At 57.0% G+C, this 21,953-nt stretch carries 25 protein-coding genes; 12 read left to right on the top strand and 13 right to left on the bottom strand.

What is annotated here, in order from left to right:
- Positions 1 to 107 precede the first annotated feature (107 nt).
- Positions 108 to 1,043 carry a TIGR01212 family radical SAM protein gene (locus ABLU95_RS23255; RefSeq protein ID WP_348880431.1) on the top strand — a complete coding sequence of 312 codons (936 nt, stop codon included), beginning with the start codon at positions 108 to 110 and terminating at the stop codon, positions 1,041 to 1,043.
- A 52-nt stretch (positions 1,044 to 1,095) separates the two neighbouring features.
- On the opposite strand, the gene ABLU95_RS23250 is transcribed toward ABLU95_RS23255, so the two are convergent.
- On the bottom strand, positions 1,096 to 2,379 hold the full coding sequence (locus tag ABLU95_RS23250) for an MFS transporter (RefSeq protein WP_023291136.1): 1,284 nt from the start codon (positions 2,377 to 2,379) through the stop codon (positions 1,096 to 1,098).
- A gap of 76 nt (positions 2,380 to 2,455) precedes the next feature.
- Positions 2,456 to 3,472 (bottom strand): Zn-dependent oxidoreductase, encoded by a 1,017-nt coding sequence (locus ABLU95_RS23245; protein WP_023291135.1) that lies wholly within the window; start codon positions 3,470 to 3,472, stop codon positions 2,456 to 2,458.
- Positions 3,473 to 3,769: 297 nt separating this feature from the next.
- Between ABLU95_RS23245 and uxuA the strand changes: the two genes are divergently transcribed.
- The 4 genes from uxuA to mtgA all read left to right on the top strand — a co-directional run bounded on the left by uxuA (position 3,770) and on the right by mtgA (position 8,931).
- Entirely contained in the window at positions 3,770 to 4,834 is a 1,065-nt protein-coding gene (gene uxuA, locus ABLU95_RS23240; RefSeq protein WP_025999212.1) for a mannonate dehydratase, read from the top strand.
- A gap of 148 nt (positions 4,835 to 4,982) precedes the next feature.
- A complete protein-coding gene (gene arcB, locus ABLU95_RS23235) occupies positions 4,983 to 7,322 on the top strand; it encodes an aerobic respiration two-component sensor histidine kinase ArcB (RefSeq protein WP_032454177.1) in 2,340 nt (779 codons plus the stop codon).
- Positions 7,323 to 7,555: 233 nt separating this feature from the next.
- Entirely contained in the window at positions 7,556 to 8,209 is a 654-nt protein-coding gene (gene elbB / locus ABLU95_RS23230) for an isoprenoid biosynthesis glyoxalase ElbB (protein WP_348880430.1), read from the top strand.
- The gene (gene mtgA, locus ABLU95_RS23225) at positions 8,206 to 8,931 is read left to right on the top strand and encodes a monofunctional biosynthetic peptidoglycan transglycosylase (RefSeq protein ID WP_023291131.1); all 726 of its coding nucleotides are present in this window, start codon (positions 8,206 to 8,208) and stop codon (positions 8,929 to 8,931) included. The genes elbB and mtgA overlap by 4 nt, the downstream gene beginning before the upstream one ends.
- 63 nt (positions 8,932 to 8,994) lie before the next feature.
- On the opposite strand, the gene npr is transcribed toward mtgA, so the two are convergent.
- From npr to ABLU95_RS23170, 11 genes are all read right to left on the bottom strand, one after another.
- Positions 8,995 to 9,267: a PTS phosphocarrier protein NPr gene (npr, locus tag ABLU95_RS23220; RefSeq protein ID WP_002918431.1), complete on the bottom strand. Its 273-nt coding sequence runs from the start codon at positions 9,265 to 9,267 to the stop codon at positions 8,995 to 8,997.
- Positions 9,264 to 10,118 (bottom strand): RNase adapter RapZ, encoded by an 855-nt coding sequence (gene rapZ / locus ABLU95_RS23215; protein ID WP_004206208.1) that lies wholly within the window; start codon positions 10,116 to 10,118, stop codon positions 9,264 to 9,266. Before rapZ ends, npr begins: the two co-directional genes overlap by 4 nt.
- Before the next feature lie 45 nt (positions 10,119 to 10,163).
- Positions 10,164 to 10,652 (bottom strand): PTS IIA-like nitrogen regulatory protein PtsN, encoded by a 489-nt coding sequence (gene ptsN, locus ABLU95_RS23210; protein ID WP_004144926.1) that lies wholly within the window; start codon positions 10,650 to 10,652, stop codon positions 10,164 to 10,166.
- A 70-nt stretch (positions 10,653 to 10,722) separates the two neighbouring features.
- On the bottom strand, positions 10,723 to 11,010 hold the full coding sequence (gene hpf / locus ABLU95_RS23205; RefSeq protein WP_004206206.1) for a ribosome hibernation promoting factor: 288 nt from the start codon (positions 11,008 to 11,010) through the stop codon (positions 10,723 to 10,725).
- Between the two features lie 22 nt (positions 11,011 to 11,032).
- Positions 11,033 to 12,466 (bottom strand): RNA polymerase factor sigma-54, encoded by a 1,434-nt coding sequence (gene rpoN / locus ABLU95_RS23200; RefSeq protein ID WP_004206204.1) that lies wholly within the window; start codon positions 12,464 to 12,466, stop codon positions 11,033 to 11,035.
- A gap of 47 nt (positions 12,467 to 12,513) precedes the next feature.
- Positions 12,514 to 13,239: an LPS export ABC transporter ATP-binding protein gene (gene lptB / locus ABLU95_RS23195; protein ID WP_004206203.1), complete on the bottom strand. Its 726-nt coding sequence runs from the start codon at positions 13,237 to 13,239 to the stop codon at positions 12,514 to 12,516.
- A 6-nt stretch (positions 13,240 to 13,245) separates the two neighbouring features.
- Positions 13,246 to 13,791 (bottom strand): lipopolysaccharide ABC transporter substrate-binding protein LptA, encoded by a 546-nt coding sequence (gene lptA, locus ABLU95_RS23190; RefSeq protein WP_002918415.1) that lies wholly within the window; start codon positions 13,789 to 13,791, stop codon positions 13,246 to 13,248.
- Complete coding sequence (gene lptC / locus ABLU95_RS23185) at positions 13,760 to 14,335, bottom strand: LPS export ABC transporter periplasmic protein LptC (RefSeq protein WP_002918413.1); 576 nt, start codon at positions 14,333 to 14,335, stop codon at positions 13,760 to 13,762. Before lptC ends, lptA begins: the two co-directional genes overlap by 32 nt.
- Positions 14,332 to 14,898: a 3-deoxy-manno-octulosonate-8-phosphatase KdsC gene (gene kdsC / locus ABLU95_RS23180; protein WP_023319211.1), complete on the bottom strand. Its 567-nt coding sequence runs from the start codon at positions 14,896 to 14,898 to the stop codon at positions 14,332 to 14,334. The genes lptC and kdsC overlap by 4 nt, the downstream gene beginning before the upstream one ends.
- Before the next feature lie 14 nt (positions 14,899 to 14,912).
- Positions 14,913 to 15,899, bottom strand: coding sequence for an arabinose-5-phosphate isomerase KdsD (gene kdsD, locus ABLU95_RS23175; protein WP_023291128.1), 987 nt, complete (start codon positions 15,897 to 15,899; stop codon positions 14,913 to 14,915).
- A gap of 14 nt (positions 15,900 to 15,913) precedes the next feature.
- The gene (locus tag ABLU95_RS23170) at positions 15,914 to 16,891 is read right to left on the bottom strand and encodes a calcium/sodium antiporter (protein ID WP_023291127.1); all 978 of its coding nucleotides are present in this window, start codon (positions 16,889 to 16,891) and stop codon (positions 15,914 to 15,916) included.
- Positions 16,892 to 17,100: 209 nt separating this feature from the next.
- Here ABLU95_RS23170 and mlaF point away from each other — a divergent pair, with 209 nt between their 5' ends.
- The 7 genes from mlaF (at position 17,101) to murA (ending at position 21,907) form a co-directional block, all read left to right on the top strand.
- Positions 17,101 to 17,913 carry a phospholipid ABC transporter ATP-binding protein MlaF gene (gene mlaF / locus ABLU95_RS23165; protein ID WP_004206196.1) on the top strand — a complete coding sequence of 271 codons (813 nt, stop codon included), beginning with the start codon at positions 17,101 to 17,103 and terminating at the stop codon, positions 17,911 to 17,913.
- A gap of 7 nt (positions 17,914 to 17,920) precedes the next feature.
- A complete protein-coding gene (gene mlaE / locus ABLU95_RS23160) occupies positions 17,921 to 18,703 on the top strand; it encodes a lipid asymmetry maintenance ABC transporter permease subunit MlaE (protein WP_004150949.1) in 783 nt (260 codons plus the stop codon).
- A 4-nt stretch (positions 18,704 to 18,707) separates the two neighbouring features.
- On the top strand, positions 18,708 to 19,259 hold the full coding sequence (mlaD, locus tag ABLU95_RS23155) for an outer membrane lipid asymmetry maintenance protein MlaD (RefSeq protein ID WP_004206195.1): 552 nt from the start codon (positions 18,708 to 18,710) through the stop codon (positions 19,257 to 19,259).
- 18 nt (positions 19,260 to 19,277) lie between these two features.
- Entirely contained in the window at positions 19,278 to 19,913 is a 636-nt protein-coding gene (mlaC, locus tag ABLU95_RS23150; protein ID WP_023291126.1) for a phospholipid-binding protein MlaC, read from the top strand.
- Positions 19,913 to 20,203 carry a lipid asymmetry maintenance protein MlaB gene (mlaB, locus tag ABLU95_RS23145; protein ID WP_023291125.1) on the top strand — a complete coding sequence of 97 codons (291 nt, stop codon included), beginning with the start codon at positions 19,913 to 19,915 and terminating at the stop codon, positions 20,201 to 20,203. Before mlaC ends, mlaB begins: the two co-directional genes overlap by 1 nt.
- 136 nt (positions 20,204 to 20,339) lie before the next feature.
- Complete coding sequence (ibaG, locus tag ABLU95_RS23140; RefSeq protein ID WP_004144910.1) at positions 20,340 to 20,594, top strand: BolA family iron metabolism protein IbaG; 255 nt, start codon at positions 20,340 to 20,342, stop codon at positions 20,592 to 20,594.
- 53 nt (positions 20,595 to 20,647) lie between these two features.
- Positions 20,648 to 21,907, top strand: coding sequence for a UDP-N-acetylglucosamine 1-carboxyvinyltransferase (gene murA, locus ABLU95_RS23135; protein WP_023291124.1), 1,260 nt, complete (start codon positions 20,648 to 20,650; stop codon positions 21,905 to 21,907).
- Positions 21,908 to 21,953: the final 46 nt, after the last annotated feature.

Genomic DNA, 21,953 nt, shown 5'->3' with positions numbered 1-21,953 from the left:
TTATGCAATGAAGCGGGGCGCCGCGCTGACGATTGATCCAGGTCATCGCCGTCGGTGACGAAAAGTGGCAGGCTTGGCCCCCTTTGTTGAGGCCGGTCTATCAGATTATGCAGTTACAGAAATTAGTCAATATGTTTGGTGGGGATCTTCTGCGCCGCTATGGCGAAAAGGTCCATAAGCTAACGCTGCACGGCGGTTTTAGCTGCCCGAACCGCGACGGTACGCTGGGCCGTGGCGGCTGCACTTTCTGTAACGTGGCCTCGTTTGCGGATGAAGCCCAGCAGCATCGATCCATCGCCGAACAGCTCGCCCATCAGGCGCAGCTCGTTAACCGGGCAAAGCGCTATCTGGCCTATTTTCAGGCCTATACCAGCACCTTTGCTGAAGTGCAGGTGCTCCGCTCGATGTATCGCCAGGCCGTCAGCGAGGCGAATATCGTTGGCCTCTGCGTCGGCACCCGCCCGGACTGCGTGCCGGAGGCGGTTCTCGACCTGCTCAGTGAATACCACCAGCAGGGGTATGAGGTATGGCTGGAGCTGGGGCTGCAGACCGCGCATGATAAGACCCTGCATCGCATTAACCGCGGGCATGATTTCGCCTGTTACCAGCGCACCGCGCGTCTGGCGCGTGAGCGCGGACTGAAGGTTTGCGCGCATCTCATTGTCGGCCTGCCCGGGGAGACCCAGGAGCACGGCCTCGAGACACTGGAGCGGGTCGTGACCACCGGCGTGGATGGCATCAAGCTGCACCCGCTGCATATCGTTAAAGGCAGCATTATGGCAAAAGCATGGCAGGCCGGTCGTCTCGATGGCATCGAACTGGAGGCGTATACCGTCATCGCCGGGGAGATGATCCGCCACACCCCGCCGGAGGTGATCTACCATCGCATATCGGCCAGCGCCCGTCGGCCCACGCTGCTCGCGCCGCTGTGGTGCGAAAATCGCTGGACCGGAATGGTTGAACTGGATCGCTATCTGAATGAGCAGGGCGCTCAGGGTTCGGCGCTGGGCCGCAGCTGGGTCGCGCCCCAGGCGGTGAAATAGTCTCAGAGGATGCCCGGCGTGATGACTGCGCCGGGCATGGTATTGCTGTCGACTATGCCTGACTGGCTTTCATTGTCACGCGTGGCGTTTTGATCACGAACAGTACCAGCAGGGCGCCGAGCGCGGCGATAGTGCCGGCGAGGACAAAGGCGCTGTCGAATTTACCGGTAGACTGCACGATATAGCCGGTGACAATCGGCCCCACGATGCCGGAGACGCTGCCGATAAGGTGGATAAAGCCGCTGGTGCCGCCGACGCGGGATTTATGCACCACGTCCTGGATAATCGCCCAGTAGATCGCGCCGGTGACATAGAGGAAAAAGATGGAGACCGACATCAGCAGAACGGCAGGAACGACGCTGCTGACGGTACCGGCAAGCCCCACACAGATGGCGGCCATCAGCAGACATACCACCAGCACAATTTTGCGCGACAGCAGCAGGCGTCCGGTGAGTTTAAAAATTTTATCAGAAATATAGCCTCCCAGCGCCAGGCCGACAAAGCCGACTATCCATGGGATCATGGTGGTGAGGCTCATCTGTTTAATATCCAGATGGTGCTGCTGAACCAGATAGGACGGGAACCAGCTGAGGAAGAAAAACAAAATATAGTTGTAGCAGAAGAACGCAAAGGCCGTTACCAGAATAATAGGCTGCTTGAGATAATAACCCAGTGAGTGAGCGGTTTGATTTTCTACGGTTTCCAGGGCGTCCTCCTCTTGCTTCATTTTATTAATGAGCATGAGCTCTTCCTGACTGACATGCTTATGTTTGTCAGGCGAGTTGGCGGCAATAAAAAACCACACGACCATCCACACAATACCGATGGCGAAAATAATCATAAACGCCGGGCGCCAGCCGAATGCGAGGGCCAGATAACCGACGATGGGGCCGGCAACCGCGCCGCCCAGCGGAGAGCCGGCGCTGAGCAGCCCTACGGCGGTAGCCGCTTGCTTCTTAGGAAACCAGCCGTTGATCATCTTGTTCGCCGACGCGCAAATCGGGCCTTCAGCCATCCCGAAGAGGACGCGCAGCATCAGCATGGAATAAAAGCCGGTGGCAAAGGCGGTTAAGCCGCAAAATAGCGACCACATCCCCACCGCCAGCCCCAGGACCAGCGTTGCGCCAAACTTATCCACGGCCAGACCGCCAATAAAATTAAATACCGCGTAGCCGAAGAAAAAACTGCCGAAAATAATACCAAACTGTTCGGCGTTTAGCGCCAGATCCTTTTCAATCATCGGTACCGTAATGGATAACGCCACCCGGTCCAGATAATTAATCATATATACTAAAAATAATAACAGGACGATAATCCAGCGGATATTTTTTCCCATGATGACACCGTGATGAGTATGTTATTGAGCTCTGGCGCGACGGATATCAATATTCACGTCGCCCGTTATTTAGCATTTACCCCAGCTGCAGCAATACCTTGCAGCAGGTTTTCCGATCGTTGGCAAAAATCTCCATAGCCTCTTTTACCTGCTCCAGCGGCATGCAGTGGGTGATTAACGCCTCAGGCTGGATAAGGCCTTTCTCCATCCAGTCGATGACCAGCGGAAAACGTCCGCTGTTCAGCCGGGAGGAGAAAATGGAGATCTCTTTACTGGTGATGCTTTGCTGGGTGAGGGTGGACGCCTCGCCGGAGAAGCCGAGTATGCCGATGCGTGCGGCGGGAGAGGCGAGGAGAATGGCCTCCTGAAGGATCGCCGGGTGGCAGGCGGCATCGATGACCAGCGTGGGGGCTATCTGCCGCTGCGCCAGCTGTTCCGCCAGCGGCTGGTGAGTGTTATCCAGCGTCAGATCGGCGCCATTGTCCCGCGCCATCTGCAGACGTTCGGCAATGCGGTCCACAACGATCACCTGCTTAACGCCATACACCCCCTTCAGCGCCTGGATCACCGTCAGACCCATCGGACCTGCGCCGTAGATCAGGGCGATATCCTGCGCCATGGGCTGCAGCTGGGCGGTAATGTTTGCCGCAATGGTAAAAGGCTCAACCATCGTCGCCTGACGATCGCTGATGGCTTCCGGAATGCGCCAGGCGTTTTTCGCCGGCACGCAGGCGTAGTCGCTGAATCCGCCGTCGCGGTGAACCCCGATGACCTGGAGCTGCGCACAGACATTCGGCCGCCCCACCGAACAGGGATAACACTGGCCGCAGCTGACGACAGGGTCGACTGCGACGCGCTCGCCGATGCGTGCCGGAGAGACCTGTTCGCCGACGGCATCGATGATGCCGAAGAATTCATGGCCGATCACGCGGGGATATTTCGCGAAGGGGTTGTGGCCCTGATAGATATGCACATCGGAACCGCAGATCCCGGCAAAGGCGATTTTCACCCGGACTTCGTGGGCGCCCGGAGCGGGAACCGGACGTGATTCGATGTTCAGTTGGCCTGGCTCTTTGACAACGACGCTTCTCATTTTTGTTCCTTCCCTTGTCTGTTTTCTGAACAAATATCGTGACTTTTATTACCATACAAGTATGCAATTGATCATAACTAGCTCTGGATCACATTTGGCGAAGGTCGTCAGAAAAAGCCCGGCAATGATTAATCTATTGAAATAAATTGAGAAAAATTATGAATGTAGCGAAAGCGACCTCACCGGCGAGCCGGTCAGCAGGAATGTGATCGCCATCACGACAGTTAAGGCTCAATCAATTATGATTACTGGTATGGTAGTAGGGTGAAATTAAACTATGTTGAGCAGGTGATGACGATGCAGATGACAATGCGCTGGTTTGGACCAGAGGAAGATAAGGTTTCATTAGAGCATATACGCCAGGTCCCCGGCGTGGAGGGGGTGGTCGGCGCGCTCTATGACGTCGCGGTGGGCGAGGTATGGCCGGAGGATAAAATTGAGCGTCTGGTCAGCCAGGCCCATGCCGCAGGCCTGAAAATGGAGGTAATAGAGAGCGTCAACATCCATGACGATATCAAAATCGGCCTCCCTTCTCGTGACCGCTATATTGCCAACTATCAGCAGACCATTCGCCACCTTGCCCGCTTCGGCGTCAAAGTCATCTGCTATAACTTCATGCCGGTGTTCGACTGGATGAAGACGGATATGAACTACGTCCTGCCGGATGGCTCGTTGACGATGGCTTTTGAGAAGAAAGATATCGATAAGCGGCTGGAAGACGTGGTGAAGGAGGTGCTTGAGAATTCAAACGGCTTCGCGTTGCCGGGCTGGGAGCCGGAACGGCTGGCGGAAGTGCAGACCCTGTTTGCCAAATATAGCGCGGTGGATGACCATAAGCTGCGGGAGAACCTGGTCTATTTTCTGCAGGCGGTGATCCCGGTTTGCGAAGAGGTGGGCGTGAAAATGGCGATCCACCCTGACGATCCGCCGTACTCGATATTTGGCCTGCCGCGGGTGGTCAAAAACCGCGACGATCTGGACTGGATCTGCCGGGCTGTCGATTCACCCGCCAACGGCATCACCCTCTGCACCGGCTCGATTGCCGAAGATCCGGATAACGACGTATACGCTATTCTGGCTGAGTTTACCCGCCGCAAGCGGATCCATTTTGCCCACGTCCGCAATATTAAACTGATGCAGGATAAAGACTTTTACGAGTGCGCCCATCCGTCAGAATACGGCTCCCTGGATATGTACAAGGTGATGCAAGCGTTGCACGACAACGGCTTCGACGGCTATATACGTCCGGATCATGGCCGCTTTATCTGGGGAGAGACCGGACGCCCGGGCTATGGTTTATACGATCGCGCACTCGGGGTGACCTACCTCAAAGGTCTCTGGGAGGCGCTAAGCAAGCGCTAACCCCTTCCTGACCATGCCTCTTTTTCGCGGCTGGTTCGCCTCGGCGGCCAGCCGTCATATCGGCTCCTTCCCGCATTTTTTGCACAACTTACAGCGCATTGCTCAGAATTGAGTATTATTGTGCGGAGTTGTCGTGAAGGAATCCCCTATGAAGCAAATTCGTATGCTGGCGCAGTATTATGTCGACCTGATGATGAAGCTGGGTCTGGTCCGCTTTTCAATGCTGTTGGCACTTGCGCTGGTGGTGCTGGCCATCGTGGTACAGATGGCGGTCACCATGGTGCTGCATGGCCAGGTTGAAAGCATCGACGTTATCCGCTCTATCTTCTTCGGTCTGCTGATCACCCCGTGGGCGGTCTATTTTCTCTCGGTGGTGGTGGAGCAGCTTGAAGAGTCCCGCCAGCGTCTTTCGCGGCTGGTGGAGAAACTGGAGGAGATGCGTGAGCGCGATCTGAAGCTGAACGTGCAGCTGAAAGACAATATCGCGCAGTTGAATCAGGAGATTGGCGAACGTGAAAAGGCGGAAGCCGAGCGTGAGACCACCCTCGAGCAGCTGAAGATCGAGATGAAAGAGCGTGAAGAGACGCAGATCCAGCTCGAACAGCAATCCTCCTTTCTGCGCTCTTTCCTCGATGCCTCCCCGGACCTGGTCTTCTACCGCAATGAGGATAAAGAGTTTTCCGGCTGTAACCGGGCGATGGAGCTGCTGACCGGCAAAAGCGAGAAACAGCTGATCCACCTCAAACCGCAGGATGTCTATAGCGAAGAGGCGGCGGAAAAGGTGTTGGAAACCGATGAGAAGGTGTTCCGCCACAATGTATCGCTGACCTATGAGCAGTGGCTGGACTATCCCGATGGTCGTAAAGCGTGCTTCGAAATCCGCAAGGTCCCGTACTACGATCGCGTCGGTAAGCGTCGTGGTCTGATGGGCTTCGGACGCGATATCACCGAACGAAAACGCTATCAGGACGCCCTCGAACGCGCCAGCCGGGATAAAACCACCTTCATCTCCACCATCAGCCATGAGCTGCGTACCCCGCTGAACGGGATTGTCGGGCTGAGCCGAATTTTGCTGGATACCGAACTGACCAGCGAGCAGGAAAAATACCTGAAAACCATCCATGTCTCAGCGGTGACGCTGGGGAATATCTTCAATGATATTATCGACATGGATAAAATGGAGCGCCGTAAGGTGCAGCTCGATAACCAGCCGGTGGACTTCACCAGCTTCCTTGCCGACCTGGAAAACCTTTCCGGTCTGCAGGCGCAGCAGAAGGGACTGCGCTTTGTGCTGGAGCCGAGCCTGCCGCTGCCGCACAAGGTGATCACCGATGGCACCCGCCTGCGGCAAATCCTGTGGAATCTTATCAGCAACGCCGTGAAGTTTACCCCACAGGGCGGAGGGGTGAACGTCCGCGTGCGCTATGACGAAGGCGATATCCTGCACTTCGAAGTGGAAGACTCCGGGATTGGTATTCCTGAAGCGGAGCAGGACAAAATATTCGCCATGTATTACCAGGTCAAAGACAGCCACGGCGGCAAACCCGCCACCGGCACCGGGATTGGCCTCGCCGTATCGCGTCGCCTGGCGCGCAATATGGGCGGCGATATCAGCGTCACCAGCCAGCCGGGTAAAGGGGCGACCTTTACGCTCACCGTCCATGCGCCTGCCATTGCGGAAGAAGTGGAAGATACGCTGGCGGAAGACGACATGCCATTACCGGCGCTCAACGTGCTGCTGGTGGAAGATATTGAGCTCAACGTCATTGTGGCGCGCTCGGTGCTGGAAAAGCTGGGCAACAGCGTGGATGTCGCGATGACCGGCAAAGCCGCGCTGGAGATGTTTGAGCCTGGCGAGTACGACCTGGTGCTGCTGGATATCCAGCTGCCGGATATGACGGGACTGGATATTTCTCGTCAGCTAAAACAAAATTTTGCCGCGGATGAGCTGCCGCCGCTGGTGGCCCTGACCGCCAACGTGCTGAAGAATAAGAAAGAGTATCTGGATGCCGGCATGGACGATGTGCTGAGCAAGCCGCTATCGGTGCCGGCACTGACGGCCATGATTAAAAAATTCTGGGATGCGCCGGAAGAGGAGGCGCAGGAAGCGCCGGCGGCCGATCGGCATAAAGCCGATGCGGTGCTGGATACCGATATGCTTGAGCAATATATCGAACTGGTGGGACCGAAGCTTATCAACGATGGCCTCGCGGTGTTTGAGAAGATGATGCCGGGCTATATGTCCGTCCTTGAGTCTAATCTCACCGCCCGGGATCAAAAAGGGATCGTTGAAGAGGGGCATAAGATCAAAGGGGCTGCGGGCTCTATTGGCCTGCGCCACATCCAGCAGCTGGGTCAGCAGATCCAGACGCCGGACCTGCCTGCCTGGTCTGATAATGTCGCTGAATGGGTTGAAGAGATGAAATCCGAGTGGCAAAACGACGTGGCGGTTCTGAAGGCGTGGGTGGCGAAGGCCGGGAAAAAATGACCCCGGACAGACCGGGGTGCGCGAATACTGCGCCAACACCAGGGAACTGGTGGTTGAGCCAGTGTGATTTGAGTGATGTTGTTACGTGGCGCAACCTGAGAAGTGGATTGCTCGCTCATTAAGATAGCAAAGCTTAACTAATTTGTTACATGAATCAGTAAAATATGTGAAGCATAGCGAGTAAATCGACATTTTTGACTGGTTTCAGCGAGTTGCATGGAGGAGCGAAGGCGATGAAAAAAATTGGTGTGGTACTGAGCGGCTGCGGCGTGTACGACGGCAGTGAAATTCATGAGGCAGTGATTACCCTGCTGGCGATCGCGCGCAACGGCGCGCAGGCGGTCTGCTTTGCGCCCGATAAACCGCAGCGCGACGTCATCAACCATCTGACGGGCGAACCGTTGACCGAGCAACGCAACGTGCTGGTTGAAGCGGCGCGCATCGCCCGCGGCGACATCCTGCCGCTGGCGCAGGCGCGTGAGGAGACGCTGGACGCGCTGATCGTCCCCGGCGGCTTCGGCGCGGCGAAAAACTTAAGCAGCTTCGCCGCCGAGGGCAGCGAATGCGAGGTGGACCGCGACCTGCGGGCCCTGACGCTGGCGATGCATCAGGCCGGCAAGCCGCTGGGCTTTATGTGCATCGCTCCGGCGCTGCTGCCGAAGATCTTTGCGTTTCCGCTGCGGATGACTATCGGGACCGATCTCGACACCGCCGATGTGGTGGAGGAGATGGGGGCGGAGCATGTGCCTTGCCCGGTCGACGACATCGTGGTGGATGAAGAGAACAAAGTGGTTACCACTCCGGCGTATATGCTGGCGGAGAATATTGCGCAAGCCGCTACCGGGATCGAAAAACTGGTCGCCCGCGTGCTGGCGCTGAGCTCATGAAGCTCCGCATTGCGCCCTTCGCGCTGCTTAAACGACTGGCGCTGCGTCTGCTGCTGATCGCCGCCGTCTTCTGGGGCGGGGGGATTGCGCTGTTTAGCGTGCTGCCGGTGCCCTTTTCGGCGGTCATGCTTGAGCGGCAGGTTAGCGCCTGGCTGTCCGGAGATGTCCACTATCTGGCGCACTCCGACTGGGTCGCCATGGATAACATCTCCCCGTGGATGGGGCTGGCGGTGATTGCCGCCGAAGATCAGAAGTTCCCGGAACACTGGGGGTTTGACGTCCCGGCGATAGAAAAGGCGCTGGCGCACAATGAGCGTCACGATACCCGCATTCGCGGCGCATCAACGCTGTCGCAGCAGACGGCGAAAAACCTGTTTCTGTGGGATGGACGTAGCTGGCTGCGCAAGGGGCTGGAAGCCGGGTTGACCGTCGGCATGGAAACCGTGTGGAGTAAAAAGCGGATCCTGACCGTCTACCTGAATATTGCTGAGTTTGGCGATGGGATTTTTGGCGTGGAAGCGGCCGCCCAGCGCTATTTTCATAAGCCCGCCAGCCAGTTGACGCCGGGGGAAGCGGCTCTGCTGGCCGCGGTGCTGCCAAACCCGATCCGCTATCGCGCCGACGCGCCTTCGGGCTATGTGCGCAACCGCCAGGCCTGGATCTTACGTCAGATGCGACAGCTGGGTGGGGAAGGGTTCATGCGTGAGCATAAGCTCTATTAGCGGGTTAATCCGGCGCCGGGGCTGGTACAGTCGCCAGTCGTCCGTCGCCGGGAAGCTTCACGTTTAATCTTCGTCAAACCCGGCATTAAACAGGGCAATCACCGCGGCGAGGGCTTCCACTTCCTGCGGACCGCTGGCCTCCACCTCTATCTGCCGTCCTTTCGCCGAGTCCAGCATCAGCAGGGCAATCACGCTGTTGGCTTCCGCCTCCGTGCCTTCATCGTTGCGCAGCAACACCTCGGCATCGAAATTCTGCATTAGTTCGAACAGCTTCATCGCCGGGCGGGCGTGCATGCCCAGCTTATTGGTGATTTCAACGGTCTGCTTTACGGTCATGATTTACGTTTTTCCAGCGTCCGATGACGAGACTGTACGTTTTTGCCGCGCGAGCGGAAGTAGTCAGCCAGTTGTTCAGCAATATAAACCGAACGATGTTTACCGCCGGTACAGCCAATGGCCACCGTCAGATAGCTGCGATTGTTGGTCTCCAGCATCGGTAACCATAGCTCAAGATAGCTCCGGGTCTGGTAAATAAAGTTGTGCACTTCGGTGTGCCGATCGAGGAAGGCGGCCACCGGTTTATCCAGACCGGTCATAGGACGCAGCTTCGGATCCCAGTGCGGGTTTGGCAGAAAGCGCACGTCAAAGACGTAATCGGCATCGATCGGGATACCGTGCTTAAAGCCGAAGGATTCGAAGACCATGGTCAGTTCGCGTTCACGTTTACCCAGCAGCCGGGTGCGCAACATTTCCGCCAGCTCGTGAACCGACATCTCCGAGGTATCGACAATCAGGTCGGCCCGCGAGCGCAGGGGCTCCAGCAGATCGCTCTCTTCGTCGATGGCGCTTTCCAGCGACAAATTCTTGCTCGACAGCGGATGCAGGCGACGGGTGTCGCTGTATCGACGGATCAGCGTGTTGCGATCGGCATCGAGAAACAGCAGCTGCGGCGAAAAGCACTCCGGCAGGTTTTTCATGGCCTGCTCGAAGATCTCCGGTGATTCCGGCATGTTCCGCACGTCGATGCTGACGGCCGCCGAAATATTGCGGTCAGCCAGCGACCGTGCCAGATCGGGCAGCAGCACGACCGGCAGGTTATCCACGCAGTAAAAGCCCATATCTTCCAGCGCTCGCAGAGCGACGGATTTACCCGAGCCCGAGCGGCCGCTGACGATCATCAGTACCATGTACCGTTTCTCCTCAGTACGATAAAGGATAAGGTGCGACTGCCGTTATGCGTCATCGCTGCTTCCTGCTTCGGTGATGATCTCATACAACTCTTCATCGCTCTGCGCCGCGCGCAGGCGACGACAAATAGCTTTGTCGGCCAGCCGTTTGGCCACCAGGGAGAGCGTATGCAGGTGGGTTTTTGTCTGATCGGCCGGCACCAGCAGCGCGAACAGCAGGTCGACAGGCTGATTGTCGATCGCGTCGAAGGCGATGGGGGTTTCCAGCTGGACAAAAACGCCGACAGCACGCAGCGTATCCTCTTCCAGTTTTCCGTGGGGAATGGCGATACCATTGCCAATCCCGGTACTGCCCATTTTTTCGCGGGTGAGGATCGCTTCGAACACCACCTGCGGCGGCAAACTTAACTGTTTGGCGGCCAGTTCGCTAATGATTTCCAGAGCACGCTTCTTGCTCTGGCAGTGAACCTGGCTACGGGTACATTCCTGGTTCAGGACGTTGCTCAGTTGTAGAGCCGAATCGTTGTTCATCATAATTTCACCTGAGCGCCCCCGCGCCCGTCGCCGATGTTAACTGACGGCGGACGCAGGGGGGCCCGGACAATTAGTGTTGTTTTAGTTTATCTTTATGCTTCGTTAACTGCCTTGCCAGCTTGTCGATAAGACCATCGACAGCCGCATACATATCCTGCCCTTCCGCACTGGCATGGATTTCGCCACCGTTGACATGCAGATTCGCGTCCGCAATTTGCGTCACTTTCTCTACTTTTAACACAATATAGACCTGATTGATCCGGTCGAAAAATTGTTCCAGCTTGCTGAACTTCGCCGTGACGAAGTCGCGCATCGCGGGAGTGATCTCGACGTTGTGTCCTGTAATGTTGAGCTGCATAGTGTCTTCCTTATCGGTTGTGTCAGACCAGTTGTTTACGCTGGTTTGACGGCGGGATGGATAAAGACTCTCTGTACTTCGCGACAGTGCGGCGCGCGACCATGATACCCTGCTCGGACAACATGGAGGTGAGCTTACTGTCGCTCAACGGCTTCGCGGGGTTTTCCGCGGCGATGAGTTTCTTCACCAGCGCGCGAATCGCCGTCGACGAGGCTTCGCCGCCGCCTTCGGTATTAACATGGCTGGAGAAGAAATACTTCAGTTCAAAAATACCGCGCGGACTGTGCAGATATTTTTGCGTGGTGACACGGGAAATTGTCGATTCATGCATCTCGACGGCCTGGGCGATATCGGCCAGCACCATCGGCTTCATATACTCTTCACCCTGTTCGAAAAAAGCCTGCTGCTGTTCTACGATGCAGCGGCTGACGCGAAGCAGGGTGTCGTTGCGGCTTTCAAGACTTTTGATCAGCCAGCGGGCTTCCTGAAGATTGCTGCGAATGAACTGGCCGTCGGCGTCATTGCGGGCGCTGTTGCCCATTGCCGCATACTGCTGATTAATTTTCAGCCGTGGAATGCTGTCGGCGTTGAGCTCCACGGTCCAGCGGCCGCTGACCTTGCGCACCAGCACGTCGGGAATGACATATTCCGGTTCGCTGGTTTGAATGGACTGGCCAGGACGGGGATCCAGGGACTGGATCAGATTTACCGCCTCTTTCAGCACCTCTTCTTTCAGGCGGGTCACCCGCATCAGGGTGCGGAAATCATGGTTGGCCAGAAGATCGAGATGATCGCTGATAATCAGCCGGGCCTCTTCCAGCCATGGCGTCTCTTTGGCGAACTGCGAGAGCTGGATCAGCAGGCAGTCGCGCAGATCTTTCGCCGCGACGCCCACCGGATCGAAACGCTGGATGCGCTTCAGGACGGCTTCCACTTCTTCGAGGCCGATCTCCTCATCGCCGATGCTGTCGACGATATCTTCAATCTGAACGGTGAGGTAGCCCGTATCGTCAACGGCGTCGACAATGGAGGTGGCGATGGCGCGGTCGGTATCGGTGAAGGGCGTCAGCTCGACCTGCCACATCAGGTAATCCTGCAGCGTCTGGGTGGTCTCGCCTTGATAAACGGGGAGTTCGTCGTCCTGGTAGTCCACGCCGTTGCCTGACGGCGTACCGGCGGTATAGATTTCATCCCAGCTGGCATCGAGAGGAAGCTCGTCGGGCATCTCTTTTTGCTCAAGCGCGTCGACGGTATCGAGAGACTCGCGGTCCTCCACCTCTTTCGCCTCTACCTCGTCGTGAAGATCGGTTTGCTCAAGCAACGGGTTACTTTCCAGCGCTTGCTGGAGCTCTTGCTGGAGTTCTAACGTGGACAACTGCAGCAAACGAATCGCCTGCTGCAGCTGCGGCGTCATGGCAAGCTGTTGGCTAAGCCTTAATTGCAAACCTTGCTTCATGTTCAGGGTAAATATCTCCGGCTAAAACGTCTGTAACCTCTACCCTATCAGAGTCTGAAGTCTTCCCCAAGATACACGCGCTTAACCTGCTCATCTTCGAGGATCTGCTGCGGTGTACCATGAGCGATAAGGTGTCCCTGACTGACAATATACGCGCGTTCGCAGACGGCGAGCGTCTCTCTGACGTTATGATCGGTAATCAGTACGCCGAGGCCGCTGTCGCGCAAATGCTCAATGATGCGTTTGATATCGATAACCGAGATCGGATCCACGCCGGCAAAGGGTTCATCCAGAAGAATAAATTTCGGGTTTGCCGCCAGCGCGCGAGCGATTTCGACGCGGCGGCGTTCGCCACCGGAGAGCGCCTGACCGAGGCTGTCACGCAGGTGCTCAATATGAAACTCTTCCATCAGCTCTTTGGCGCGATCTTCCCGCTGTTCGCTGCTCAAATCGTCACGGATCTGCAGGACCGCCATCAGGTTGTCATAGACGCTCAGGCGACGGAAAATCGAGGCTTCCTGCGGCAGATAGCCGATCCCCCGGCGCGCGCGCGCGTGCAGCGGCAGCAGGCTGATGTCTTCGTCATCAATGATGATATTGCCCGCGTCGCGCGGCACAATCCCGACCACCATGTAGAAGGTGGTGGTTTTACCGGCGCCGTTGGGGCCGAGCAAGCCGACAATCTCCCCCGAGTTAACGGTGAGACTGACATCTTCCACCACGCGGCGGCCTTTATACGCTTTAGCGAGATTCTTCGCAGTTAAGGTTGCCATAACGGATTAGTTACTCTTCTTTTGCTGGTTGCCGCTTTTGTCCTGCAGCTCGGACGGCACCAGAACGGTGGTGACGCGTCGACCTTTGTCGCTGAAGGCCTGCATTTTTTGCTCTTTCACCAGATAGGTGATCTTGTCGCCCTTGATGTTGCTGTCGAGCTGTTCAAGGTACGCGTTGCCGGTCAGCACGACGTAATCGTTCTGCAGCTCATAGCGCATTTTCGACGCCCGGCCTTTTACCGGTTTGCCGTTATCCTGCATCTGGTAGAAGGTGGCCGGGTTACCGAAACCTTCGATCACCTCTTTGCCTTTTTCATTGCCCGGACGGGTGACTACCACTTTATCAGCGTTAATCTTGATCGTCCCCTGAGTCACGACCACGTTACCGGTGAAGGTGACGACGTTGCCCTGCATATCCAGCGACTGCTGATCGGATTCGATATGGATCGGCTGATCGGTATCGCCCGTCTTGGCGAGGGCCGGCAGGCTGGCGGCCAGTAACGCGCCGGCGAGCGCAATCTTAAGGCTGAGTTTGTTTGTTCTGAATTTCATAAGAGGTTCTCACCTTTTCAATCAGCTCGGCATTTTTGCTGCGAAGGTTTCCACGCATTTTCAGGCCGCTGGAATTAAATGTGGTGCCGTATAACGTCACCATGTCATCGGAGGTAACGTCCTGCGTTACCAGATTTATCTGGGCGTTATCCGTCGTAATTTTGCGCAGTTGAGAGTCTGGCGCGAGCGCATTCACCTCAACGTGCCCGTAAAGATAGAGCATCCGGTCATTTGTCAGCTTCGCTTTATCAGCCCTGACTGACCAGGTCGGCACCTTATTGGTATCAAAGGTAGTCATCACCGGTTTGGTAAACCAGGAGACCTCCTGATCGGAAAAATACTCCACGTGCTCGGCGATCAGCCGATAGCTCAGGGCGCCTTCCGGACTGTACACCACGGTGTCAGTGTGTTCGCTTTTATACGTCGGGTCGTTGGGATTGACCTCCGGCTGGGCCGTGTCGTCCGTATTCGCCAGATTCAGTCCGATGAGGATCAGCGCAAGCAGCGACAGTAAAATGATAACCCAACGTCTGGTTTTACTCATATTGATTGCCCTTTGGCCTCATCCAGCTTGCCCTGCGCCAATAGTAACAAATCGCAGACTTCGCGTACCGCGCCGCGTCCGCCATTAATTCGGGTGATGTAATCGGCGCGCGGCAGCAGCAGCGGATGCGCATCCGCGACGGCGACGCTGAGGCCCACTTCGGCCATCACCGGCCAGTCAATCAGATCGTCGCCGATGTAGGCGACTTCCTCTGGCCGCACGCCCAGTTTGTCAGTGAGATCGCGGAACGCCAGCAGCTTGTCCGACTGCCCCTGATACAAATGCGTAATGCCCAGCGTCTGACAGCGATCTTCTACCAGTTTAGCTTTTCGTCCGGTAATAATCGCCACTTCAATGCCAGAGGTCAGCGCGCAGCGGATACCATAGCCATCGCGGACATTGAACGCTTTCAGCTCCTCGCCGTGATTACCCATATAGATAAGCCCGTCGGATAATACACCGTCGACATCGAGGATCAGTAGACGGATCTTAGCCGCGCGATCGAGAAACGTCTGGCTTACCGGCCCATAGCAGGTCGCTAACTGAGCATCAGCATTATTCATTATTTTTTCCTTACTTACACTACGCCCGCGCGCAGGAGATCGTGCATATGTACCACACCCAGCAGATGGTCGCCATCGGCAACCAGCACGCAGGTGATATGACGGGATTGCATCAGGTTTAGCGCATCCACCGCCAGAGTGCCGGGACGGATGCGGATCCCTCCCCGGGTCATGACGTCGGCAATGCTGGCATCGCGCATATCGACGCCGGTGTCGAAGACCCGGCGCAGGTCACCGTCGGTAAAGATACCGATGATGTTCATGTCGTCATCGCAGATAGCGGTCATACCTAAATTTTTACGAGTGATTTCCAGCAGCGCATCGCGCAGGGTGGCCTGCAGGCCGACGTGCGGGATCTCATCACCGGTATGCATAATATCATTGACGCGCAGCAACAGCTTACGACCGAGTGCGCCGCCCGGATGCGAGAGAGCGAAATCCTCAGCGGTAAAGCCGCGAGCCTCCAGCAGGGCGACGGCGAGGGCATCGCCCATCACCAGCGCGGCGGTGGTGCTGGAGGTGGGGGCCAGCCCTAATGGACAAGCCTCTTTCGGCACTTTCACGCACAGATGGATATCCGCCGCGCGCGCCATGCTGCTTTCAGGCCGGCTGGTGATGCAGATAAGCTTCACCTGCTGGCGTTTCAGGACCGGGATCAGCGCGAGGATTTCGTTCGATTCGCCGGAGTTCGACAGCGCAATCACCACGTCCTGCGGCGTAACCATGCCCAAATCGCCGTGCGCGGCTTCGCCAGGGTGGACAAAAAATGCCGACGTGCCGGTACTGGCGAAGGTTGCCGCCATTTTGCGGCCGATATGACCGGATTTGCCCATCCCCATCACCACGACTTTCCCGCCGCAGCGGAAAATCGTTTCGCAGGCGCGGGTGAAATCTTCATTTATATATTGATCGAGCTGGGCCAGACCTTCACGTTCAATTTCCAGCACCTGACGGCCGGCCTGTTGAAAGTCAAAATCCGTGGGCAAATCTATTTGCGACATGATGTTATCCCGAGTCATTCAACGAAGAGCGGCGCTGTCCAGAACAGCATCGCCAACCAAACCACAAAACCACCGACCAGCAGCGCGCCAACCAGTCGTCCCGGCTGCTGCCTACGGCGCCAGCACAGCACCGCGAAGATCAGGCTGACCAGCAACATCACGCCATAGTCGCGGGTAAAGGCTTCCGCCGCAAAGGCTCCCGGCGCGATCAGCGCCGGCAAACCCAGCACCAGCGCAATATTGAGGATATTCGCGCCGATGATATTGCCGATGGCAATGTCATCTTCCCCTTTGCGCGCCCCGGCGATGGCGGTGGCCAGCTCCGGCAGGCTGGTGCCTATCGCCACTACCGTCAGGCCGACGGTCAGTTCGCTGATAGCAAAATAGTTTGCCAGCACCGTGCTGTTATCCACCACCATGCGGGTGGCCATCGGCATGACGATCATCGCCACCCCTAACCACAGCAGAGCGACCGGCAGCGACCCTTCACGCGGCAGTTCCGCCAGCTGTTCGCGGGTCAGGCTATCGCTTCCCTGGCGTTCCGCCAGACGGGCGATCTTGATGGTGAACAGCAGCCATAGCAGCGCCAGCGCCAGTAAAAACAGGCCGTCGAGACGGGACAGTTGACCATCATAGAGCACCAGCCCCGCCAGCACGCTGACCAGCAACATTAGCGGTAATTCGCGGCGCAGAATATCAGAATGCACGGTAAATGGCCTGAGTAAGGCAGCCAGACCGAGGATCAGGAGAATATTGGTGATATTGGAGCCGAGCGCGGTGCCCACCGCCAGATCGGTCTGCCCATGCAGCGAGGCCGCGGTGGAAACCATGATCTCTGGCAGGCTGGTGCCAATACTCACCACCGTCATACCGATGATCAGCGGCGGGATCCCCAACATGCGACAAAGGATGGAGGCGGCATAGACCAGACGATCGGCGCTGTAGACAACCAGCAATAAACCAATAATTAACAGAGCCGTCGCTAAGAGCATCTAAAGTCCTTTCTTCAGGTATAATCGTCGCCTCGCTGGGTTATCCCTACGCAGCGTAACGAATTCTTAATTTTGACTTTATGCGTGCCAAAAGTAAAACAAATGCCAGCTTTCGCTAACCTGTGCAGGTAAGATTCTGTAAAAATGTTGTGATTGTGGCGTAAGAAAGGGCGATGCTTGCCCATCAGGTGCTTAGTAAGGATGATTTTATGAGCCAAACTCAGGCGAATTTAGTTGAAGTGCGCGGTATCCGCTTTTCTCGCGGCGATCGCGTGATCTTCGACGACATCTCGCTGTCGGTGCCGCGCGGTAAAATTACTGCGATTATGGGACCTTCGGGGATCGGCAAGACTACCCTGTTACGCCTGATCGGCGGACAGATCCCGCCGGACAGGGGAGAGATCCTGTTCGATGGCGAGAACGTGCCGCAGATGACCCGTTCACGTCTGTACACGGTGCGTAAGCGGATGAGCATGCTGTTCCAGTCCGGGGCGCTGTTTACCGACCTCAATGTTTTTGACAACGTCGCCTACCCGCTGCGCGAACATACGCATCTGCCGCCTGCGCTGCTGCATACGACGGTGATGATGAAGCTGGAGGCGGTGGGGCTGCGCGGTGCGGCGAAGTTAATGCCCTCCGAGCTTTCCGGCGGCATGGCGCGTCGCGCCGCCCTGGCGAGGGCCATCGCCCTGGAGCCGGATCTCATTATGTTCGACGAACCGTTCGTCGGGCAGGATCCCATCACCATGGGCGTGCTGGTGAAGCTGATTTCTGAACTCAACAGCACGCTGGGCGTCACCTGCATCGTGGTTTCGCACGATGTGCCTGAGGTGCTGAGCATCGCGGACTATGCGTATATCGTGGCGGATAAAAAGATTGTCGCCCACGGCAGCGCCCAGTCGCTACGGGAGAATGCCGACCCTCGGGTTCGTCAGTTCATTGATGGTATTGCCGACGGTCCGGTGCCGTTCCGTTATCCGGCTGGCGACTATCACCATGATTTATTAGGCATAGGGAGTTGAGCGACTGATGCTGTTTAATGCGCTGGCCGCGCTAGGCCATCGCGGTATTAAAACCACCGCGACCTTTGGACGCGCCGGATTAATGCTGTTTAACGCCGTTGTCGGCAAACCAGAGTTTCGCAAGCACGCGCCGCTGCTGGTTCGTCAACTCTACAACGTCGGCGTTCTGTCGATGCTGATTATCATTGTATCGGGCCTGTTTATCGGTATGGTGCTCGGGCTGCAGGGTTATCTGGTCTTAACCACCTACAGCGCAGAGACCAGTCTTGGCATGCTGGTGGCGCTGTCGCTGCTGCGCGAGCTGGGGCCGGTGGTCGCCGCGCTGCTGTTTGCCGGTCGCGCCGGGTCGGCGCTGACCGCCGAGATTGGCCTGATGCGGGCCACGGAACAGCTCTCCAGTATGGAGATGATGGCGGTGGATCCGCTGCGCCGCGTCATTTCTCCCCGTTTCTGGGCCGGCGTCATTTCGCTGCCGCTGCTGACGATTATCTTCGTCGCGGTGGGGATCTGGGGTGGCGCGCTGGTGGGCGTGAGCTGGAAGGGCATTGACGGTGGTTTTTTCTGGACCGCGATGCAAAATGCCGTCGACTGGCGAATGGATCTGGTGAACTGCCTGATTAAGAGCCTGGTATTCGCCATTACGGTAACCTGGATTGCGTTATTCAATGGTTATGACGCTATCCCCACTTCCGCCGGGATTAGCCGGGCGACTACGCGCACCGTGGTGCATGCGTCGCTGGCGGTTCTGGGGCTGGATTTTGTGCTGACTGCGCTGATGTTTGGGAATTGAGTTCATGCAAACGAAAAAAAATGAAATCTGGGTAGGGGTGTTCTTACTGGTGGCGCTGCTGGCGGCGCTGTTTGTCTGCCTGAAGGCGGCCAACGTCACCTCGTTACGTACCGAGCCGACTTACCGTCTTTACGCGACCTTCGATAATATCGGCGGCCTGAAAGCGCGCTCGCCGGTGCGCATCGGCGGTGTGGTTGTTGGCCGCGTGGCGGACATCACCCTCGACCCGAAAACCTATCTGCCGCGCGTGGAGCTCGATATTGATGAGCGCTACAACCATATCCCCGATACCAGTTCGCTGGCGATCCGCACCTCTGGCCTGCTGGGCGAGCAGTATCTGGCGCTGAACGTCGGTTTTGAAGACCCGGACCTCGGGACGACTATCCTTAAAGACGGCGGTACTATCCAGGACACCAAGTCCGCCATGGTGCTGGAAGATCTGATTGGTCAGTTCCTTTATAACAGCAAGGGCGGCGACAATCAGAATTCTGGCAATGATAAGGCCGAGGCAGAAGGTCATACTGACGCGACGCCGGCAGCCGGCACGACGCATTAATTTCAGGAGAAATACGATATGTTTAAACGCTTACTCATGGTCGCCATGCTGGTGATTGCCCCGCTGACCGCGGTCCAGGCGGCAGACCAGTCCAATCCGTATAAGCTGATGAATGAAGCGGCGCAGAAAACCTTCGATCGCCTGAAGAATGAACAGCCGAAGATCAAGGCCAACCCTAACTATCTGCGCGACATCGTCGACCAGGAGCTTCTGCCGTATGTGCAGGTGAAGTATGCCGGCGCGCTGGTGCTGGGCCGCTATTACAAAGAAGCCACCCCGGCGCAGCGTGAAGCCTATTTTGCCGCCTTCCGTGAATACCTGAAGCAGGCCTATGGCCAGGCGCTGGCCATGTACCACGGTCAGACCTACCAGATTGCCCCGGAACAGCCGCTGGGCAGCGCGACCATCATTCCGATCCGCGTCACCATCCTCGACCCGAATGGCCGTCCGCCGGTACGTCTCGACTTCCAGTGGCGTAAAAACACCCAGACCGGCAACTGGCAGGCCTACGATATGATCGCGGAAGGGGTCAGCATGATCACCACCAAACAAAACGAGTGGAGCGATCTGCTGCGTACCAAGGGCGTTGATGGCCTGACCGCGCAGCTGAAAGCGATCTCCGCTCAGCCGATCACCCTGGAACAGAAAAAATAATGAGCGGGCAGCTGAGCTGGACTCGTGATGGCGAGACGCTGGCGCTGCACGGAGAGCTGGATCAGGATCTGCTGGTCCCGCTCTGGGAGGCACGCGCCCAGGCGACGGCGGGGACAGCGATCATCGATCTCAGCCAGACCACGCGCGTGGATACGGCGGGCCTGGCGCTGTTAGTGCATTTTGTCGCGCTGATTCGCCGCCAGGGCCGGGAAGCGCAGCTGATCGGCAAGAGCGAAAATCTGCAAACGCTGGTCGGTCTTTACAACCTGCCTGCCGATATGATCCCATAATCTTTTCAGTGCCTTAGCATTGAAGCTATTCCGAAAGCCCCGGCAATCTTTTCGCCGGGGCTTTTTGCTTGTTTAAGACCGCGCCACTTTCCTCTAAGATGTTGGGCTGTTTTCACTATCAGATAAATTTGAGCCCATGGAAAATCATGAAATTCAGACCGTGCTGATGAACGCACTCCCCCTCCAGGAAGTCCACGTCTCTGGCGATGGCAGCCACTTTCAGGTTATTGCTGTGGGTGAGATGTTCGATGGCATGAGTCGGGTTAAAAAGCAGCAGAGCGTCTACGCGCCGCTGATGGAATATATTGCTGACAACCGCATCCATGCGCTGTCGATCAAGGCCTTTACTCCGCAGGAGTGGGCGCGAGACCGCAAACTAAATGGCTTCTAAGCTGTGGGGGATCCCCTGCAGCGTATGTGAATTTTTAATAGAGAACAGAATCAATGGATAAATTCCGTGTTCAGGGGCCGACTCGCCTTCAGGGCGAAGTCACCATCTCCGGTGCAAAAAACGCCGCCCTGCCAATCCTCTTTTCCGCGCTGCTTGCCGAAGAGCCGGTAGAGATCCAGAACGTACCTAAGCTGAAAGACATCGATACCACCATGAAGCTGCTGAGTCAGCTGGGCGCGAAGGTAGAGCGCAATGGTTCGGTGTGGATTGACGCCGGCCCGGTCGATGTATTCTGTGCTCCGTACGATCTGGTGAAAACCATGCGCGCCTCCATCTGGGCGCTGGGCCCGCTGGTGGCGCGTTTCGGTCAGGGACAAGTCTCTCTGCCTGGCGGCTGCGCCATCGGCGCGCGTCCGGTCGATCTGCATATTAGCGGGCTGGAACAGCTGGGCGCCGAGATCAAACTGGAAGAAGGTTATGTTAAAGCCTCGGTCAATGGTCGTCTGAAAGGCGCGCATATCGTGATGGATAAAGTGAGCGTCGGCGCCACCGTCACTATCATGAGCGCAGCGACCCTCGCCGAGGGGACGACGATTATCGAAAACGCCGCTCGCGAGCCGGAGATCGTCGATACCGCGAACTTCCTTAACGCGTTGGGCGCAAAAATCAGCGGCCAGGGCACCGATCGCATCACCATCGAAGGCGTGCAGCGTCTGGGCGGCGGCGTTTACCGCGTGCTGCCGGACCGTATTGAAACCGGGACCTTCCTGGTTGCCGCAGCCATTTCCGGCGGCAAGATCCTCTGCCGTCACGCGCAACCAGATACCCTGGACGCCGTACTGGCGAAGCTGCGCGACGCCGGAGCCGACATCGAAACGGGCGAAGACTGGATCAGCCTTGATATGCACGGCAACCGTCCGAAAGCGGTTAACGTGCGTACCGCGCCGCATCCGGGCTTCCCGACGGATATGCAGGCCCAGTTCACGCTGCTCAACCTGGTCGCGGAAGGGACCGGCGTGATCACCGAAACGATCTTTGAAAACCGCTTTATGCACATTCCGGAACTGATCCGTATGGGCGCCCACGCGGAGATCGAGAGCAATACCGCGATCTGTCACGGCGTGGAGCAGCTTTCGGGCGCGCAGGTGATGGCGACCGATTTGCGTGCCTCGGCGAGCCTCGTGCTGGCAGGTTGTATCGCTGAGGGAACCACCATCGTCGATCGCATTTATCATATCGATCGTGGCTATGAGCGTATCGAAGATAAACTGCAGGCGCTGGGTGCCAATATTCAGCGCGTGAAAGGCGAGTAACCGCATCCTGTCAGGGCCCGGGCGTCTATCCCGGGTCCTTGTCGAA

Source organism: Klebsiella sp. GG_Kp146, from assembly GCF_040061975.1.
GTDB classification, from domain to species: domain Bacteria; phylum Pseudomonadota; class Gammaproteobacteria; order Enterobacterales; family Enterobacteriaceae; genus Klebsiella; species Klebsiella quasipneumoniae.
This window is presented reverse-complemented; position numbering and strand designations above follow the sequence as displayed.

Excerpts from the sequence above, each read along its gene's own strand:
- ABLU95_RS23255 (WP_348880431.1), top strand. The coding sequence starts at position 108 with ATGCAGTTACAGAAATTAGTCAATATGTTTGGTGGGGATCTTCTGCGC.
- ABLU95_RS23250 (WP_023291136.1), bottom strand. The coding sequence starts at position 2,379 with ATGGGAAAAAATATCCGCTGGATTATCGTCCTGTTATTATTTTTAGTA.
- ABLU95_RS23245 (WP_023291135.1), bottom strand. The coding sequence starts at position 3,472 with ATGAGAAGCGTCGTTGTCAAAGAGCCAGGCCAACTGAACATCGAATCA.
- uxuA (WP_025999212.1), top strand. The coding sequence starts at position 3,770 with ATGCAGATGACAATGCGCTGGTTTGGACCAGAGGAAGATAAGGTTTCA.
- arcB (WP_032454177.1), top strand. The coding sequence starts at position 4,983 with ATGAAGCAAATTCGTATGCTGGCGCAGTATTATGTCGACCTGATGATG.
- elbB (WP_348880430.1), top strand. The coding sequence starts at position 7,556 with ATGAAAAAAATTGGTGTGGTACTGAGCGGCTGCGGCGTGTACGACGGC.
- mtgA (WP_023291131.1), top strand. The coding sequence starts at position 8,206 with ATGAAGCTCCGCATTGCGCCCTTCGCGCTGCTTAAACGACTGGCGCTG.
- npr (WP_002918431.1), bottom strand. The coding sequence starts at position 9,267 with ATGACCGTAAAGCAGACCGTTGAAATCACCAATAAGCTGGGCATGCAC.
- rapZ (WP_004206208.1), bottom strand. The coding sequence starts at position 10,118 with ATGGTACTGATGATCGTCAGCGGCCGCTCGGGCTCGGGTAAATCCGTC.
- ptsN (WP_004144926.1), bottom strand. The coding sequence starts at position 10,652 with ATGATGAACAACGATTCGGCTCTACAACTGAGCAACGTCCTGAACCAG.
- hpf (WP_004206206.1), bottom strand. The coding sequence starts at position 11,010 with ATGCAGCTCAACATTACAGGACACAACGTCGAGATCACTCCCGCGATG.
- rpoN (WP_004206204.1), bottom strand. The coding sequence starts at position 12,466 with ATGAAGCAAGGTTTGCAATTAAGGCTTAGCCAACAGCTTGCCATGACG.
- lptB (WP_004206203.1), bottom strand. The coding sequence starts at position 13,239 with ATGGCAACCTTAACTGCGAAGAATCTCGCTAAAGCGTATAAAGGCCGC.
- lptA (WP_002918415.1), bottom strand. The coding sequence starts at position 13,791 with ATGAAATTCAGAACAAACAAACTCAGCCTTAAGATTGCGCTCGCCGGC.
- lptC (WP_002918413.1), bottom strand. The coding sequence starts at position 14,335 with ATGAGTAAAACCAGACGTTGGGTTATCATTTTACTGTCGCTGCTTGCG.
- kdsC (WP_023319211.1), bottom strand. The coding sequence starts at position 14,898 with ATGAATAATGCTGATGCTCAGTTAGCGACCTGCTATGGGCCGGTAAGC.
- kdsD (WP_023291128.1), bottom strand. The coding sequence starts at position 15,899 with ATGTCGCAAATAGATTTGCCCACGGATTTTGACTTTCAACAGGCCGGC.
- ABLU95_RS23170 (WP_023291127.1), bottom strand. The coding sequence starts at position 16,891 with ATGCTCTTAGCGACGGCTCTGTTAATTATTGGTTTATTGCTGGTTGTC.
- mlaF (WP_004206196.1), top strand. The coding sequence starts at position 17,101 with ATGAGCCAAACTCAGGCGAATTTAGTTGAAGTGCGCGGTATCCGCTTT.
- mlaE (WP_004150949.1), top strand. The coding sequence starts at position 17,921 with ATGCTGTTTAATGCGCTGGCCGCGCTAGGCCATCGCGGTATTAAAACC.
- mlaD (WP_004206195.1), top strand. The coding sequence starts at position 18,708 with ATGCAAACGAAAAAAAATGAAATCTGGGTAGGGGTGTTCTTACTGGTG.
- mlaC (WP_023291126.1), top strand. The coding sequence starts at position 19,278 with ATGTTTAAACGCTTACTCATGGTCGCCATGCTGGTGATTGCCCCGCTG.
- mlaB (WP_023291125.1), top strand. The coding sequence starts at position 19,913 with ATGAGCGGGCAGCTGAGCTGGACTCGTGATGGCGAGACGCTGGCGCTG.
- ibaG (WP_004144910.1), top strand. The coding sequence starts at position 20,340 with ATGGAAAATCATGAAATTCAGACCGTGCTGATGAACGCACTCCCCCTC.
- murA (WP_023291124.1), top strand. The coding sequence starts at position 20,648 with ATGGATAAATTCCGTGTTCAGGGGCCGACTCGCCTTCAGGGCGAAGTC.